We start from the raw sequence: 15,452 nt of genomic DNA, 5'->3' as shown, positions 1-15,452 counted from the left end.
TTTAAGGCAGCAAACGACTAAAAAACGACGGCGGGTATTCCCGCCGTCGTTTCGGGATTGTGTTGGCAGCCGCCGTCGAAAAAAGGTCGACGGCGGCACTTGGTTTTGCTAGTGCTGGCCGGACGTGCCGCCCAGCGGCGGGATGGTGCCGGGATCGCGGTCTGCGCTTTCGGCCCGGTCTGCGGCGCTGCGTGTGTCGCTCGCGGCGGTTTCGTCCGAGTCGCCTTCGTCGTCAATCAGTCCGTTGGTCTGGTCGAAGGGATGGGCGACGGTCTCGTCCGTCAGAGCCGAGCCGGCGCCGGCTGCAGTTCCGCCGGCAACAGTTCCGCCGGCAACGGTGTCCGCCGCAGTTCCGCCGGAGAAGCCCGGGGCGTCGGTCGTGTCGGTAACGACGGTGGTTTCGGTGTACTCCGGAACCACCGGGGTGACCGTCTCGTCGACGACGTAAACGGTGTCGGCGTCCTTGTCCTTGCCGCCCGCGGCAACTGCTGCTGCCGCGCCCGCAGCAGCCGCCACTCCGGCAGCAGCCGCCATCTTGCCGGAGACGCCGGCCTTGCCGCTGTCGCCGAGCGACCCGGCAGCGTGCTCAACGCCAGGGGTCCCCACCGAGCCGCCTTCATTGACCGATCCCCGCCAGGCGCCGCTGGCGTAGCCTTCGTCCTCGATGAATGCCTTGAACCTCTTGAGGTCTGCCTCGGCCTGGTGCTCCACGACGTGCAGCTTGTCGCCGATCTTCTCCACGAGCCCCTCGGGTTCGTAGTCGATGAACAGCCTGATGGAGGTCTGGCCTCCGCCCACGTCTTCAAACTCCACCGAGCCGGCGTTGGTGGCCCCCTCCGTGGCGGCCCAGGCAACCTTCTGGTCCGGCTTCTGCTCGAGGATCCGTGCCTCCCACTTGCGCTTCACGCCCGCGATCTCAGCCACCCACTCGAGGCGGTCATCGCTGAGTTGGGTCACTTTCTTGACGCCGCCCATGAAATGCGGAAAATCTTCGAACTGGGTCCACTGGTTGTATGCCGTGCTGACCGGCACGTTCACCAGAATGCGCTTCTCAACCCTCGTGCTCATAGTGTCTCCTTCGTCGAAGTGAACAGATGATGGTCCGGCAATCCGAAGTCATCAGCATGCTTACTATATCGTTGAGGGCGGGGCGTGGCCAGAGGATGCCATGGCCGGCGGTGTCGGGGTGAAGGCGGTGCGGAGGGTGAAAGGGGAAGCCTCCGCGCGAATCAGACGACTCCAGCGCGGAGGCTTCCAGCACTCCGGTTTGGGGGGAAAGAGGAGAGCTGGCACCAATGTACAGCCGGCGGAACCTGAGGGAAGGCCTATTTGGCCGTTTCGTGAATTCTTGACTAAACCTTGAGTCGACGGCGGAAATCGACGGCGTCAAGCAGCCTGGCCAGCACGTCGCCCGGGGTGCCGCCGGCGTCGATCCTAACCATGTCCGCGTGCTCGGGCAGTGCGCGGTAGGCATTCCGGAGGGCGGCCAGTTCGGCCACGGATTCCTCGTCCGTCCCGCGCGCCAGGATCCGTTGGTGCGCGGTTTCTGGGCTGACGTCCAGATGGAGAACCACGTCCGGGGCGGGCAGCGTGCGGAGCAGCCAGGGAAGCAGCCGTCCGCGGCGCAGGCCCTTTGCCTCGCGCAGCGCCAGCTGGCAATGAAGGTGCCGGTCCATGACAACAAGGCCATGGAACCGGGATGCCCGGGTATGCGACACCAGCACGTTGAATACCCGCATGGTGGTTTCGGCGGCGTCGGCCAGGCGGGATGGCAGCCTGATGCCGAGCTTGGCGCTGAGCAGCGACATCCGCCGCCGGCCGGCATAGTTGCTCAGCAAAAGCGCGTCCTTACCCTCCGCCCGGACTGCGGCAACCAGGGAACGGGCCGCCGTCGTCTTTCCCGAACCGTCGATTCCTGTCAGAACAATGAGCATGTGGCCTCCTTCCGTCTCACTGTCCAACGTTAAGGGGCCGGGCAACGTTGCTGCTTTGAGGCGCACGTCACTTGCTTTGTTCCAATCACCAGCCGTCCGCAGCAGTCTTCACGGTCCGCGCACGGCCCTAAAACGCACGACGGCGGGCCCACCGGATCTTGCAGTGATCCTGCCCGAAAGTTGCGCCATTCTTGAGCGTTGCGGGGGACAGTATTGCGCAGGGGCCGTGCAGAAGCGCCGCGGCCCCGCAAGAGACCCGACACGAAGATCACCATCCAGGTCACCGACGAAGACCACGGACTGGGACGGGCAGGCGCAATGGGGCACCGGCCCGTCCCCGGCACGTTCGTCGAACGGGCGGGAATTCGAGCGGCCTCGGAAACTACAGGAAGACGCTGCCCCGGATGACTGTGCGGCTGGTGCCGCCGACCCAGATGCGGCCGCCTTCGCTGGTGATGGTCAGGCGGCCGCCGCGGCCCAGGACGGTGCCCTGGCTGACGGTGTAGTTGGCGGCCACTGCACCCGAACCGACCAGCCACTGGGCGAGGCCTGCGTTCAGGCTGCCGGTGACTGAATCTTCGGGGATGCCCAGGCTGGGAAGGAAGCCGCGCACCTCAAAGTCCGCCGGGCCGCCGTTTCCGTAGGGGCCGATGACACCCACGATCAGCCGCCCCATGGCCACGAAGTCGGGCGCCAGGTCGAGAACCTGCCGGGCCGAGGCCAGCCGGATACCGAGCCAGCCGGGTCCGTTGTCCACCCAGTTGCTGTCCAGAACCTGTTCGGATGTGATGCCCAGGCTCGCAACGGCCCGCTCCAGCACTTCTGTTTCCACGGCACCGGAACGGAGCAGCGGCGGCGCCTCGAAGAACTGTTCGCTGTCGGTTCGGCTGATCTTCACGAGCCCCACCTCGCATTCCTGGACGAGTTCGCCCGGGCGCTGCGGGCGGCCGCCATTCTCCAGCCACGCGTGCGCGGAGCCGAGCGTGGGGTGCCCGGCGAAAGGAAACTCGGACGCTGGTGTGAAGATCCTCAGGCGGTAGTCAGCCTCCGGCTGTGTCGGCTTCAGCAGGAACGTCGTCTCGGAGAGGTTGGTCCAGTTCGCGAAGCTCTGCATCTGGTCGGCGGTCAGGGCGTCGGCGTCATGGACAACGGCAACCGGGTTGCCGGGCCTTGGCCCGGGGGCGAAAACGTCGACTTGCGAAAAGGGATATTCGTTCACGGTGGCGGACATGCTGTTCCTCCTCTGGACTTCAGCCCTGCATATCGTGGCTGGGGGCTGTACGCGCTCCGGCGAGCCCGTCCACCACCTCGACTCCCGGCAGTTTGAGGAGCTCGGCCGGGTCCAGGACGATCTTGCTGGACCTGTTGCCGCCTCCCATGACCACCCGGGGCACGTCCATCACGGCCTGGTCCACATACACGGGAAGCCCGACGATGCCGGGCACGGTGACGCCGCCCACCAGCATGCCGGTCAGCGCGGTGGTGGTGCCGGCGTCGGCGAAGGAGGCACGCTTGACGTCGAGCAGGGCGCGGACCGAGCGGTTCACGTCCAGCCGGGTGGTGCCCAGGACCACGCACACCGCATAGCGGGGCGGCTCCACCTTCTTGGAGGCGACCAGGATGGTGTTGGCCGCCTGCTCCAGGCTGAAGCCGTAGTGGGCGCAGAACTCCGCAGTGTCCGCCAGATCCGGTAAGCATTCCAGGACCTCGTGGGCCACGCCGTGGGCGGCCAGGGCCTCGGCCACGGCGGGCAGAAGGAGCGTGTCAGTCACAGAGGTTCTCCCTTGAGGGCGGTATCAGCGAGGCCGGTGTCAGCGAGGGCCGTGTCAACGCCGGAAGGTGCCGGCACGGGATAGACGGGGACGCTGCGGTGCAGCACGAAAAAGCGGTTGGATGCGGGCAGCCACATCAGCGTTGCCCCGGCCAGCGTCAGGACCAGCCCGGCAAGGATTAAGGCCGTCAGGTCGACGGGTGCGCCGAGCGCCGACAGGGCTGCGGCGACAGTGAGGAGAATGCGGGCCCATCTGGCACCCTGCAGCAAATGCTGGGCCGCCAATACCTGCAGGGCTGTCAGCGGGACGGCGAACGCCACCAGATAGGGCACCGCCCAGTCCGGGATCGACTGGCCAAAGTCGATGCCAGCCACCTCCAGGATGACGGGCATCATGCCGGCCACCACGGCGCTGGCCACCCAGCAGGCTGCCGAGAGCCGGACAGCCGCCGGTATGTTTCCGGGCTCGCCAAAGCCCAACTGCTGATCGCTCAATGAAGTCCCCATTCTTCAATTTGCGGTGTTCGATTTACGGTGCTGAATTTGCCGTTTCCGGAATTCCGGCTACGGCCCCAGCCTACAGTCTGTCCCCAGCCGCCGGACGTACACTGGCCTTCCCATCACTTCGAGGACCTGCTGCGAGGGTGCACCTGGATGCTTTGGAAGCTTCTTGTCAGGTACCTGCAGCCGCAACGGCGGCTGCTGATCGCCGTCGTCGTTTTTCAGTTGGCGCAGTCCGTTGCCTCCCTCTATCTCCCCACGCTGAACGCGGACATCATTGACCTGGGCGTTGCCAGAGGGGACACCGGCTACATCCTGCGCGTGGGCAGCCTCATGCTTTTGATCACCCTGCTGCAGATTGCCTGCGCGGTGACGGCAGTGTACTTCGGTGCCAAGGCGGCGATGGGGATGGGGCGCGACCTGCGTGGGGCGATCTTCACCCGGGTGGGCGGGTTCTCCGAACAGGAGGTCACCCGGTTTGGCCCGGCGAGCCTCATCACGCGGTCCACGAACGACGTCCAGCAGGTCCAGCAGCTGGTGCTGATGTCCGCCACACTGATGGTGGCCGCGCCCATGCTCAGCATCGGCGGCGTGGTGATGGCCGTCCGGCAGGATGCCCAGCTGTCGTGGCTGATCGCGGTGAGCGTGCCGGTGCTGCTGATCGGTGTCGGCCTGATTGTGAGCCGGATGGTGCCGCTGTTCCGCCTGATGCAGCTGCGGATCGATGCCGTTAACCGGGTGTTGCGGGAGCAGCTGGCGGGCATCCGGGTGGTGCGGGCGTTTGTGCGCGAGGACCTGGAAACGGAGCGCTTCGCGGGCGCCAACGCGGACGTCACGGACACGGCGCTGCGGGCCGGGCGGCTGATGGCGCTCGCGTTTCCCGTGGTGATGCTGGTGCTGAACGTGTCCAGCGTGGCGGTGATCTGGTTCGGGTCGTTCCGGATCGAGGACGGCTCCATGCAGGTGGGCACACTGGTGGCGTTCCTCAGCTATTTGCTGCAGATCCTGATGTCCGTCATGATGGCCACCTTCATGGCCGTGATGATCCCGCGCGCGGCCGTCTCGGCTGACCGGATCGGCGAGGTGCTGGAGACGGAGTCGTCCGTCCGGCCGCCGGCAAACCCGGTGGTGTTCGCGGAAGAGGCCGGCACCGAGACTGGAACCGGCACCGCCCGCGGTGAGCTGGAAATGCGCGACGTCGGATTCGCCTACCCGGGTGCCGAACGGCCGGTCCTGAGCGGCGTCAGCTTCACCGCCGCCGCAGGCCGGACGACGGCGGTCATCGGCAGTACCGGCTCGGGGAAAACCACCCTGGTGAACCTCATGCCGCGGCTTTTCGACGCCACCTCCGGGTCGGTGCGGATGGGCGGCGTGGACGTGCGCGAGCTGCATCCGGACCGATTGTGGGGGCATATCGGCCTGGTGCCGCAGCGGCCGTACCTGTTTTCCGGGACCGTGCGGAGCAACCTGCTGTACGGCAAGCCGGACGCCACCGAGGAGGAGCTGTGGAGGGCGCTGGCCACCGCGCAGGCCGAGGATTTTGTGCGGCAGATGGAGGGCGGCCTGGACGCGCCCGTTTCACAGGGCGGCACCAACGTGTCCGGCGGGCAGCGGCAGCGGCTGGCGATCGCCCGGGCGCTGGTGAAGCGGCCCGAGCTGTACATCTTTGACGACTCGTTTTCCTCGCTGGACACCGCGACGGACGCCCGGCTCCGGCAGGCGCTGCGGCGGGACACCGCCGGTGCCACGCTGGTGATCATCGCCCAGCGCGTCTCCAGCATCGTGGACGCGGACCAGATTCTGGTGCTCGACGGCGGCAGGATCGTCGGGTGCGGAACGCACCGGGAGCTGCTGGAGACGTCGGAGACGTACCGCGAAATAGTGTCCTCGCAGCTGGCGGCGGAGGAGGCGGCATGAGCACCTCAAGCCGCCCCCGGGGAACCGGGGCTGCCCCGGGAACCCGGCAGGCCGACGTCGTACGCATTCCCCGGCCCGCCGGCGGACCGGGACGCGGCGGACCGTTCGCCGGGATGAATGTCCCGGCGGAGAAGGCGCTGAACTTCGGGCCGTCCGCCCTGCGGCTGCTGGGGGAGCTGCGCCCCGAGCGGGCGTGGCTGGTGCTGGTACTGGCGCTCGCCGTCGTCAGCGTGGCGTTTTCGGTGACCGGGCCGCGGCTGCTGGGCGAGGGCACCAACCTGATCTTTGCCGGCGCGGTGTCCAAGAACCTGCCGGCCGGGGCGAGCCAGGAACAGGTGATCGCCGGGTTGCGGGCGTCCGGCCAGGATGCGCAGGCGGACATGCTCGGGGCGATGACCCTGACGCCGGGGGCGGGAATCGACTTCGCGGCGCTGGCGAACGTGCTGCTGTGGGCTCTGGCGCTGTATGTGCTGGCGTCGGCGTTCGGCTGGATCCAGGCGTACGTGCTCAACGGCGTGGTGCAGCGGACGGTGTACCGGCTGCGCGAGCGGATCGAGGCGAAGATCCACCGGCTTCCGTTGCGGTATTTCGACTCCATCCAGCGCGGCGAACTGCTCAGCCGGGTGACGAACGACGTGGACAACATCTCGCAGAGCCTGCAGCAGTCGATCAGCCAGGCCGTCACGTCGCTGCTGACGGTGCTGGGCGTGCTGGTGATGATGTTCCTGCTCTCGCCGGTGCTGGCGCTGATAGCGCTGGTCACAGTGCCGCTGACGCTGGTGACGACGGCGCTGATCGCCAAGCGTTCGCAGAAGCTGTTCGTGGCCCAGTGGAAGCACACGGGGGAGCTGAACGGGCAGATCGAGGAGACGTACACGGGGCACGCGCTGGTGAAGGTGTTCGGCCGGCAGCGGGAGGTGGAGGAGCGGTTCCGGGAGAAGAATGCGGAGCTGTTTGAGGCGAGCTTCGGGGCACAGTTCATCAGCGGCCTCATCATGCCGGCACTGACGTTCATCGGGAATCTGGTGTATGTGGGGATCGCGGTGGTGGGAGGGCTGCAGGTGGCGTCCGGTGCGATGCAGCTGGGCGATGTGCAGGCGTTCATCCAGTACTCGCGGCAGTTTACCCAGCCGCTGGCCCAGCTGGGGTCCATGGCCAACCTGCTGCAGTCCGGGGTGGCGTCCGCTGAGCGGGTGTTCTCGTTGCTGGATGAGGACGAGCAGTCGGTTGAGGATGCCGGCCCTGCTCCTGTTGGCGGCCGGGGCCGCCTTGTGTTCGAGAACGTCTCGTTCTCCTACTCACCGGACAAGCCGCTGATCACGGACCTCAGCCTGGTGGCGGAACCGGGGCAGACAGTGGCGATCGTCGGCCCCACCGGGGCCGGCAAGACCACCCTGGTGAACCTGATGATGCGGTTCTATGAGCTGGACGCCGGGCGGATAACGCTCGACGGCGTGGACGTCACCTCGGTTCCCCGGCGCGAGCTGCGCTCGCGGATGGGCATGGTGCTGCAGGATACGTGGCTCTTCGGCGGGACCATCCGGGACAACATCGCGTACGGCCGGCCCTCGGCGTCGGAAGCGGAAATCCTTGAGGCGGCGCAGGCGACATACGTGGACCGGTTCGTGAGCGCCCTGCCCGAAGGGTACGACACGGTGCTCGAGGATGAGGGCTCCAACGTGTCCGCCGGCGAGAAGCAGCTGCTGACCATTGCCCGTGCGTTCCTCGCCCGGCCATCGGTGCTGATTCTGGACGAGGCCACCAGTTCGGTGGATACCCGGACCGAGCTGCTGGTGCAGAAGGCGATGAGTGCGCTGCGGTCGGACCGGACGAGCTTCGTGATCGCGCACCGCCTCTCGACGATCCGTGACGCCGACCTCATCCTGGTGATGGAGGCCGGGCAGATCGTGGAGCAGGGCACGCACGCGTCCCTGCTGGCCGCGGGCGGTGCATATGCGCTGCTGTACGAGGCGCAGTTCGCGGCGCCCGCGGCGGAGGTTTAAACCTGTCGTCCTGTCGTCCTACACGCGGGAGGACCTGCCGCGGATGAAGTGGAAGACCAGGACCACCACGGCTATGACCAAAAGCAGGTGAATTAGTCCGCCGCCGATGTTGCCGAGCAGGCCGAGAAGCCAGAGAACTGCAATGATGATGGCTATCCAAAGCAACATGAGAATCTCCTTCGTTTCCTCGCGGATGGAAACGCTATGTGGCGTCCCCGCCGCTCCAGCTGCGGTGCTTTCACCCTACGCCCGGAGCAGGCAGCCGCAAATAGCCGTACCCCGCCTATGTGTCCAGAGAGCACTGGACACATAAAGAGCAGGTCAGGTTGTCGACCGGGTGTCGAACGCCGCAGCCGATTCCCGCAGAAGGCGAGCTACCGTGTCCACCGGCATACTGGCTGACCGTCGCCGGTCGAACCGCCGCAGAACGATGCGTCGCGTACCCAGCCCGGGGACGTCCAGGACGTCCACGCCGTCCTGGACGACTCCGGTCAGCGCCAACGTGGGCACAATGGCGACACCCTCGCCGGCGGCGATCAGTGCCAGGGCGGTCAGCGTGTCCTGGTACTGGTGCACGGTCTCCATCTGGGCTCCGGTGGACTCACGGAGCCGACCGAGCACCGCAGCGTTGGCGGCTGAGGGCTCGACGCCGAGCCACGGCAGAGGCAGCCGGCCAAGATCGATGTTCTCGGTGCTGAGCAGGGCACCCGCGGGTACGACCAGTTTCCAGGGCTCGTCCAGGAGGGGCTCCTCGGTCATGCCAGCGGAGAGCGAACGTTGACCGGGCGTCGTCGAATCTAGCTCGACCACGACGGCGTCGAGCGCGCGCTGCCGGAGCAGCCGCATCAAGGCGGGGTAGTCGTCCTCAATCATCCGGATCTGCAGTTGCGGGTACTGGATGCGCCACTCGGGCAGGCGCGGGATCACCACCGTACGGACAAAGCTGGTGAATCCGCCCACCCGCACGACCCCCGCGATCTTGGCCCCGCCTTCTATCCGGGCGCGGGCGACGCTGAGTGCGCGTTCGATCTCCTCGCCGGCTTCAGCTATGGCCAGGCCCGCGGGTGTCAAGACCGAGCCTTTGGGCGTTCGCACCACCAAAGCGTGACCCGTCTCGTCCTCTAATTTATTGAGTTGCTGGGACACGGCAGACGGCGTAATCCCCAGTTCGTCAGCCGCGGCGAGCACTCCGCCCGTACGGGCAACCGCAAGAAGAACTCGCAGCCGGCGCGGATCGATATCCATGTTAAGTAGTTCTAAACCATGTCTTCAGTGGAATGCAATTGATCTAAAGCTGTTCCGTCCCCATAATTGCAGTAAAAGTAGGGACAAGGGATACAGGCCGGACCGTCCAGCGATGGAGATCCACGCCCGGACGGCTGAGCATGCGCCGATCCAGCGATGCCTGTTTCCCTCCGGCAATGACGCCTCTTCCAAACAAAACATATCGCCCGTCATCTTCACTCCGCCCAGCGAATGGCGGCCGGGCATCAACTCTGAAAGGACATCATGGAACTGCTGTGGGAGATCTCCGGTTGGGCCGGCGCGGTTGCGATTCTCAGTGCGTACCTGGCTGTGTCCATGGGTTGGCTGAAGGCCGGCAAAGGATTCCAGACCGCGAATCTCCTCGGTTCGTGCGCCTTCATTGTCAATGGCGCATTCCACGAAGCGTGGCCGTCCGTGGTCACGAACGTCGCCTGGTTCCTCATTTCCGCGGTGGCACTTCTTCGCATGCGCGCCACACAGGAGTCGCCGGCGCCCGCTGCAGAGGCCCCGCAGGTGCAGTTTCCGGGTGTCCCCGAAACCGGCCAGCTGGCCATTGTTGAAGCGCCGCAGGTGCAGTTTCCGGGCGTCCCCGAAACCGGCCAGCTCGCTATCATTGAAGCGCCTCGGGCTGCCCGCTGCGCATAACCCGGGCGCACGACCCGAAAGCGGTGAAATAGGTCTAGGGTGGGACCTGTCGGCAATCGCCGCGAATACCCTCAAGGAGGGTGCATGAACCCCATCCAAAGCAGCTCCGATCACTTCGGGCAGCATCTGAAAAGTGTCGGGGGCTCAGAAGCTGACGTCAGCGGCTCAGACTACCTCGTCACGCCAGAGGACACCGTTGAAAGCGCGGCATCGGGCCTCCGAATTAAACAGCAGCAGCAAGGCAGCGCACCAAGCAAACAGTCCACTCTCCATGCTGCCGCCCAAGTGCTCATAAGCCGACGGGACGAGCAGGACCCCGGCAATTATCCCGGGACGTCCCAGCCCGGGGAGTACCAATTGGACATCCATCACGAGACGGGCCGCACCACGCGGGAACCCATCCCCGAGACCGATCTGGAGGCAGCTCAGATCTGGGCCCAGGGACGGATCGAAGCGGACGCCGCTAACTTTGGCGCCATCTACTTCCCGGCCGGAGGAGGCACTGACCCAGGTACAGGCGCGCTGGAGTGCAACTACGACCGCGCCGTGGGCTGGTACCGGTAGCCCTGCATCACACCGCGGACCTAGGCCTCGCGGTTTGTGACCGCCGCGGAGGCCCGGAAGGTCATCCCGCTTCCGGGCCAGCAGCGGCCCGCGCATACGATGCCGAAACCCTGCGGTAGACCGGCGTCAGAAAAGCCGCCAACGCGGCCGCGATCATAATGACTCCTGCCGCCAGGAAGACCAGGGCGATGCCGCGGGAGGTGCCTTCGCCCAGGAGCGGGGCCAGCTGGGCGGCGCCCTCGGCGGACCGTGCGTACGGGATGATCCAGAACTGGGCGATCGGGGCAATGAGGAATGCGGTGACCGGTGCCGCAGCGGACTCGAAGGCCATGGCGAATCCGAACACCCGGCCCTGGCGGGGCAGGGGCACCACCTGCTGGATGACGGTCTGCTCGGCGGCTTCCACGAACGGTATCAGGACCAGATACAGCCAGATGCCCGCGACGTACAGCCAGGCCCACTCCCGCAACGTGAACACCGCACCGAGGAGCCCCATCACCGCCACGGCGATGAGCATGGCGCGCAGCGGGTTGGCGCCGAGCCCGAATTTGCCGATCAGTGCGCCGCCCACGATGAAGCCGGTGGAGCCGAGAGCGAAGACGGCCCCCCACATCTCCACGGAGAACATCTCCAGTCCGTACGGATCCATCAGCGCCATGTAGACGCCGCCGATGAAGTTGTTGAACGTGGAAAACAGGATGAGCGCGAACAATCCGGCGATGGCAAGCACGGCAGCGAGTGAACCGCGCAGGTCGAATCCGCCTTGCGCATCTGTGGCGGCGGCACGCACTTCCTCTGGCATGCGCAGGGTGAGCAGGTGCGCGAACGCCAAGGCGGTGAGAACCAGGGCGACGACGATCGTCCACCCCATGCCCAGCAGCCCGACGGACAGCCCGGAGAGCAGCGAGGTGATGATGAACATCAGTCCCTGCACCATTCCCACGAGCCCGTTGGCGTTGGCCCTCCGGTCCGGCTCGATGAGGATGGTGACCGTGGTGGACAGCGCAATGTTGCGCATGTTTTCCACCACCGCTCCGACCAGGATGATCAGCGTAAAGATCCAGAACCAGGGCTGGGCCAAATCCAGGATTTGGGCGGCGGGCGTAAGGAGGAACATGACCCCGGACAGCACGAACATCACCAGGGTGAAGCCGGCAGCGAAGCGCATCACGGCCAGTTTGCGGTAGCGGTCCACGAAGGTGCCGAAGCTGATGCTGGACAGGGCGATCAACAGCATGTAGGCGCCGCCGACCACGCCGGTGGCGATCACATTGCGCGTCTCCAGGTACACCCAGAACGTCAGGGCGAACCAGAGATAGCTGGTGGTGATGTTGGCAAGCGCGGTATTCACCAGGATTCCGGCGAAGGTGCGGGACCGCTGTTTGGGACTGCGCAAGGACGTATCGACGGCGTCGGGATCGGTCAGAGTCGGAGCCTCGGCATCCGCGACCGGGGCGGGTTCCTGCTCGGTCATGCGTCCCAGTGTACTGACAGCAGACCGGCACGGATACGGCCCGTAAGCGGACGACGGCGGGACGTCCCGCCGTCGTCCGCTTCCCTTAGGCCCAACGAACTACTGCGCGGCGGCTGATTCCCACCTGTATTCGATCCAGACGCTGAACCCCTGTGAGCGCTCGAACATGGAGCGGGGCTCCGCCCCTTGGGCGGCCAGCCACAGGATGCCGCCGTCCGCGGTCACTCCGTCCACGATTCCCGCGCGGACAGCCTGCCCGCCATGGCGGATTTCAACGAGTTCGCCCGCCACAGGCCCCCAGTCGTGCTGGAGATGGAGCTGATTTTTCACGGTGTTCAGACACTTTCCAGAGCGTTATCCGGTTGCCTGCGCAATGCTGGAAAGCACTCCAATGCCGTGGTGCGTGCCAACCGCAGTGCCTCACGGACCGGAAGCGACCGGTGATCTTCTGACAGGATCTCCACTCCCCAGGGTCCGTCGAAGCCGAGGTCCTGCAGCGTGGTGATGAAGCCGGTGACGTCCTGTGCACCGTGCCCGCACAGCTGTCGGTTGTCCCGGGTGTCTTCGAACAGTGTTCCCCGTACGTCTGCGTCTGCGTCGTTGAGCTCCACTGCAAAGATTTGGTCAGCGGTCAGGCCTGCGGAGAGCTCCTCCAGCGTGGTGCCGGCACGGAAGACATGCCAGTAATCCACCGCCAGGCCGCATTCCGGCATGCCCACGGACCGCATCAGGTCGGCGGCTGCAGGTATGGACCGGACTGCGGAGAAAGCCATGGGTTCGAGGGCAATCCGGGTGCCTCTTGCCTTTGCTTCTGCGGTCAGGCGCCGCAATGGATCAACGAACATTTCCAGATCCGGTGCAGCGTCCCCGAAAGCCGTTCCGACTTTGATGAAACGTGCGCCCAGCGTCTCGGCGGCATCGAGGAGGAGATCGAATTTGGGTCGCCAGTCATGGCTGAGGCTGTCGTCCCACCAGTCGCTCAGAAATTCGACCTCGACATAGCTGAGCCCGGCATCATCGATCAGCTTTCGCAGCCCGTGGAATCCGAGGGTGGAGCGGGCAGCGGCAAGGTCGTCGTGAGCCAATCCAAATCCTGACCATCCGGTGGCAGCGATCGCTTCGATCCGCTCAGCAATGGGGACGGGACTGGTCTCGGGGTTCCGCAGGGGCGCAGCGTCTCCTGCGCTGGTCCAGCAGGATGCGACCAGCTCCGGAGCAGGCTTGGTGGTCATTGTTTCTCCTTTGAAGCAAATGATGGTCGTTGGCCAGAGCGGCGAGGTGTCCTCATATAAAACCACAGTTCGATGGAACGGTCCATTGGTGCGATGGAACGGTCCATTGACAAATGCTTCCCGCGCGTTCTAACGTTGGACCGTTCCACAAAATGATGTGGATCACATCCGTTCACAAAACCACCGGCCCCCGTCCTCCCTCCATGTCTTGGCAGGGTTCAGAAGCAGCAGTTCACGGTCGGGTATGGCGAATCAAAGGAGATTTCACGTGGCAAAGTTCAACTGGCGGCGGGGCATGACCGCTCTGGCCGTCGTTCCACTTCTGGCACTGGGGGCGTGCTCAAGCACCGGGGGCAAGACCGAGCCTGCAGCCTCCGGCAGCGGGGGAGGCCAAGTGGCCGACACCGCCCGGCTCAAGGTAGCAATGATCACCCATGCGGCGGCCGGCGACACATTCTGGGACATCGTGAGGAAAGGCGCAGAAAGCGCTGCCAAGAAGGACAACGTGGAGCTGCTCTACAGCGGTGACGCTGAGGGCGGCCGCCAGGCGCAGTTGGTCCAGCAGGCCATCGACCAGAAAGTCGACGGGATCCTGGTCACCCTCGCGAAGCCGGACGCCTTGAAGGACGTCGTGAAAAAGGCGGTCGACGCGGGCATTCCGGTAGTGAGCTTCAATGCCGGCGAAGACCAGTCCAAGGCCATGGGTGCGATCACCCACTTCGGCCAGAGCGACAAGCTCGCCGGCGTGACAGTCGGCCAGCGGCTCGCCGCCGAGGGGATCAAGCATCCCATCTGCGTCATCCAGGAACAGGGACACGTGGGGCTGGAGAACCGGTGTGCGGGCGTAAAGGAGCAGGTCCCGGGGTCCGAAAGCCTCAATGTCAATGGTGCCGATATGACTTCGGTGGCTTCGACCGTCACCGCCAAACTTCAGTCCACCCCGGATGCTGACGCCATCATCGGACTCGGCGCCCCGTTCACGCTGACCATCGTGAAGTCCGTAAAGGAAGCCGGAAGCAAGGTCAAGGTCGCCTCATTCGACCTGAACGGGGACCTGGCCAAGGCCGTTGAGAACGGAAGCGTCGAGTTCACCGTCGACCAGCAGCCGTACCTCCAGGGTTATGGAGCAGTCGACTCCATCTGGCTGAACAAGGTTGGCGGCTTCAAGGTCGGAGGGGGCCAGCAGGTCTACACCGGTCCCGCAGTCGTCGACAAGACCAACGCCGCCGAGGTCTCCAAGTTCGCCCAGTCGGGCATCCGCTAAACAGCAAGAGATAACCGTGGGGTGCCGGATTCGGTACTGGGCCCGGCGCCCCACGCAAAGGAGTCAAAATCATGGCCAATGCTGTCCTAACAACCTTCACTCCTGATGAGCGCGTCAGCTCACGGAGTCCCCTTCAGAAACTGCTTGTCCGGCCTGAAATCGGAGCACTCGTCGGAGCAGTTGTCCTCTTCATTTTCTTTTCCGCGATAGCCCCTGTGTTCTTGCAGCCGAACTCGCTGGCCACCGTCTTGTACGGCAGTTCCACGATCGGCATCATGGCCGTGGGTGTGGCTCTGCTGATGATCGGCGGCGAGTTCGACCTTTCCACCGGCGTCGCCGTCATCACGTCTGCCCTGGCGGCATCCATGTTCAGCTGGTACTTCAGCATGAATATCTGGATCGGGGTCGCCTTCGCCCTCGTCGTTTCGCTGGGCATCGGGTTCCTGAACGGGTGGATCCTGATCAAGACCAAGCTGCCCAGCTTCATCGTCACCCTCGCGACCTTCCTGATGCTTGCCGGCCTGAATCTGGGCCTGACCCGCCTTATCGGCGGAGCGGTGGCAACCCCTTCCGTCTCGGACATTGAAGGATTCGCGGCAGCACGGGCGATCTTTGCCTCCAGCGTCAACATCGCAGGTATCGAGGTCAACGTCACGGTGTTCATCTGGATCGCGCTGGTGGCGGTGGCGTCGTGGGTGCTGCTGCGCACCCGGGTGGGCAACTGGATCTTCGCGGCCGGCGGCGACGCGAACGCCGCCCGCGCGGTGGGTGTGCCGGTGACCAAGACCAAGATCGGGCTGTTCATGGCCGTGGGGTTCTGCGGCTGGATCCTGGGCATGCACAACCTTTTCGCCTTCAACACTGTGCAGTCCGGTGAGGGC

General features: G+C 65.3%; 16 protein-coding genes. 6 read left to right on the top strand and 10 right to left on the bottom strand.

What is annotated here, in order from left to right; translation table 11 throughout:
* Positions 1-108: 108 nt before the first annotated feature.
* The 5 genes from ARGLB_RS21425 to ARGLB_RS21405 form a co-directional block, all read right to left on the bottom strand.
* Complete coding sequence (locus tag ARGLB_RS21425; protein WP_003806239.1) at positions 109-1,068, bottom strand: SRPBCC family protein; 960 nt, start codon at positions 1,066-1,068, stop codon at positions 109-111.
* A gap of 284 nt (positions 1,069-1,352) precedes the next feature.
* Positions 1,353-1,934: an AAA family ATPase gene (locus tag ARGLB_RS21420; RefSeq protein ID WP_003806238.1), complete on the bottom strand. Its 582-nt coding sequence runs from the start codon at positions 1,932-1,934 to the stop codon at positions 1,353-1,355.
* A 382-nt stretch (positions 1,935-2,316) separates the two neighbouring features.
* On the bottom strand, positions 2,317-3,165 hold the full coding sequence (locus tag ARGLB_RS21415; protein WP_003806237.1) for a PhzF family protein: 849 nt from the start codon (positions 3,163-3,165) through the stop codon (positions 2,317-2,319).
* A 19-nt stretch (positions 3,166-3,184) separates the two neighbouring features.
* Complete coding sequence (locus ARGLB_RS21410) at positions 3,185-3,706, bottom strand: YbaK/EbsC family protein (protein ID WP_003806236.1); 522 nt, start codon at positions 3,704-3,706, stop codon at positions 3,185-3,187.
* The gene (locus ARGLB_RS21405) at positions 3,703-4,200 is read right to left on the bottom strand and encodes a hypothetical protein (RefSeq protein ID WP_003806235.1); all 498 of its coding nucleotides are present in this window, start codon (positions 4,198-4,200) and stop codon (positions 3,703-3,705) included. Before ARGLB_RS21405 ends, ARGLB_RS21410 begins: the two co-directional genes overlap by 4 nt.
* Positions 4,201-4,359: 159 nt before the next feature.
* Between ARGLB_RS21405 and ARGLB_RS21400 the strand changes: the two genes are divergently transcribed.
* Positions 4,360-6,123 carry an ABC transporter ATP-binding protein gene (locus ARGLB_RS21400; RefSeq protein WP_003806234.1) on the top strand — a complete coding sequence of 588 codons (1,764 nt, stop codon included), beginning with the start codon at positions 4,360-4,362 and terminating at the stop codon, positions 6,121-6,123.
* Entirely contained in the window at positions 6,120-8,126 is a 2,007-nt protein-coding gene (locus ARGLB_RS21395) for an ABC transporter ATP-binding protein (protein ID WP_003806233.1), read from the top strand. Before ARGLB_RS21400 ends, ARGLB_RS21395 begins: the two co-directional genes overlap by 4 nt.
* Positions 8,127-8,144: 18 nt before the next feature.
* On the opposite strand, the gene ARGLB_RS23435 is transcribed toward ARGLB_RS21395, so the two are convergent.
* Together ARGLB_RS23435 and ARGLB_RS21390 are read right to left on the bottom strand one after the other, a co-directional pair.
* Positions 8,145-8,294 carry a lmo0937 family membrane protein gene (locus ARGLB_RS23435; protein WP_139023443.1) on the bottom strand — a complete coding sequence of 50 codons (150 nt, stop codon included), beginning with the start codon at positions 8,292-8,294 and terminating at the stop codon, positions 8,145-8,147.
* Positions 8,295-8,447: 153 nt separating this feature from the next.
* Positions 8,448-9,371 (bottom strand): LysR family transcriptional regulator, encoded by a 924-nt coding sequence (locus ARGLB_RS21390; protein WP_003806232.1) that lies wholly within the window; start codon positions 9,369-9,371, stop codon positions 8,448-8,450.
* A 264-nt stretch (positions 9,372-9,635) separates the two neighbouring features.
* Between ARGLB_RS21390 and ARGLB_RS23430 the strand changes: the two genes are divergently transcribed.
* On the top strand, positions 9,636-10,037 hold the full coding sequence (locus ARGLB_RS23430) for a CBU_0592 family membrane protein (protein WP_003806231.1): 402 nt from the start codon (positions 9,636-9,638) through the stop codon (positions 10,035-10,037).
* 84 nt (positions 10,038-10,121) lie between these two features.
* Positions 10,122-10,601, top strand: coding sequence for a hypothetical protein (locus ARGLB_RS21380; protein WP_003806230.1), 480 nt, complete (start codon positions 10,122-10,124; stop codon positions 10,599-10,601).
* A gap of 61 nt (positions 10,602-10,662) precedes the next feature.
* Here ARGLB_RS21380 and ARGLB_RS21375 read toward each other — a convergent pair whose 3' ends face one another.
* The 3 genes from ARGLB_RS21375 to ARGLB_RS21365 form a co-directional block, all read right to left on the bottom strand.
* Complete coding sequence (locus ARGLB_RS21375) at positions 10,663-12,075, bottom strand: MFS transporter (RefSeq protein ID WP_003806228.1); 1,413 nt, start codon at positions 12,073-12,075, stop codon at positions 10,663-10,665.
* 99 nt (positions 12,076-12,174) lie between these two features.
* A complete protein-coding gene (locus ARGLB_RS21370) occupies positions 12,175-12,405 on the bottom strand; it encodes a hypothetical protein (RefSeq protein ID WP_003806226.1) in 231 nt (76 codons plus the stop codon).
* Positions 12,406-12,410: 5 nt separating this feature from the next.
* Positions 12,411-13,307 (bottom strand): sugar phosphate isomerase/epimerase family protein, encoded by an 897-nt coding sequence (locus ARGLB_RS21365; RefSeq protein WP_003806225.1) that lies wholly within the window; start codon positions 13,305-13,307, stop codon positions 12,411-12,413.
* Between the two features lie 268 nt (positions 13,308-13,575).
* Here ARGLB_RS21365 and ARGLB_RS21360 point away from each other — a divergent pair, with 268 nt between their 5' ends.
* Positions 13,576-14,571: a substrate-binding domain-containing protein gene (locus ARGLB_RS21360; RefSeq protein ID WP_003806224.1), complete on the top strand. Its 996-nt coding sequence runs from the start codon at positions 13,576-13,578 to the stop codon at positions 14,569-14,571.
* Positions 14,572-14,642: 71 nt separating this feature from the next.
* Positions 14,643-15,452 (top strand): ABC transporter permease (locus ARGLB_RS21355; RefSeq protein ID WP_003806223.1); only part of this gene is annotated, 810 nt, incomplete at its 3' end.

Origin of the sequence: Arthrobacter globiformis NBRC 12137, from assembly GCF_000238915.1 — a bacterium.
Taxonomy (GTDB): Bacteria; Actinomycetota; Actinomycetes; order Actinomycetales; family Micrococcaceae; genus Arthrobacter; species Arthrobacter globiformis.
The sequence above is the reverse complement of the archived record's forward strand: the minus strand, read 5'-3'. Positions and strand labels throughout refer to the sequence as shown.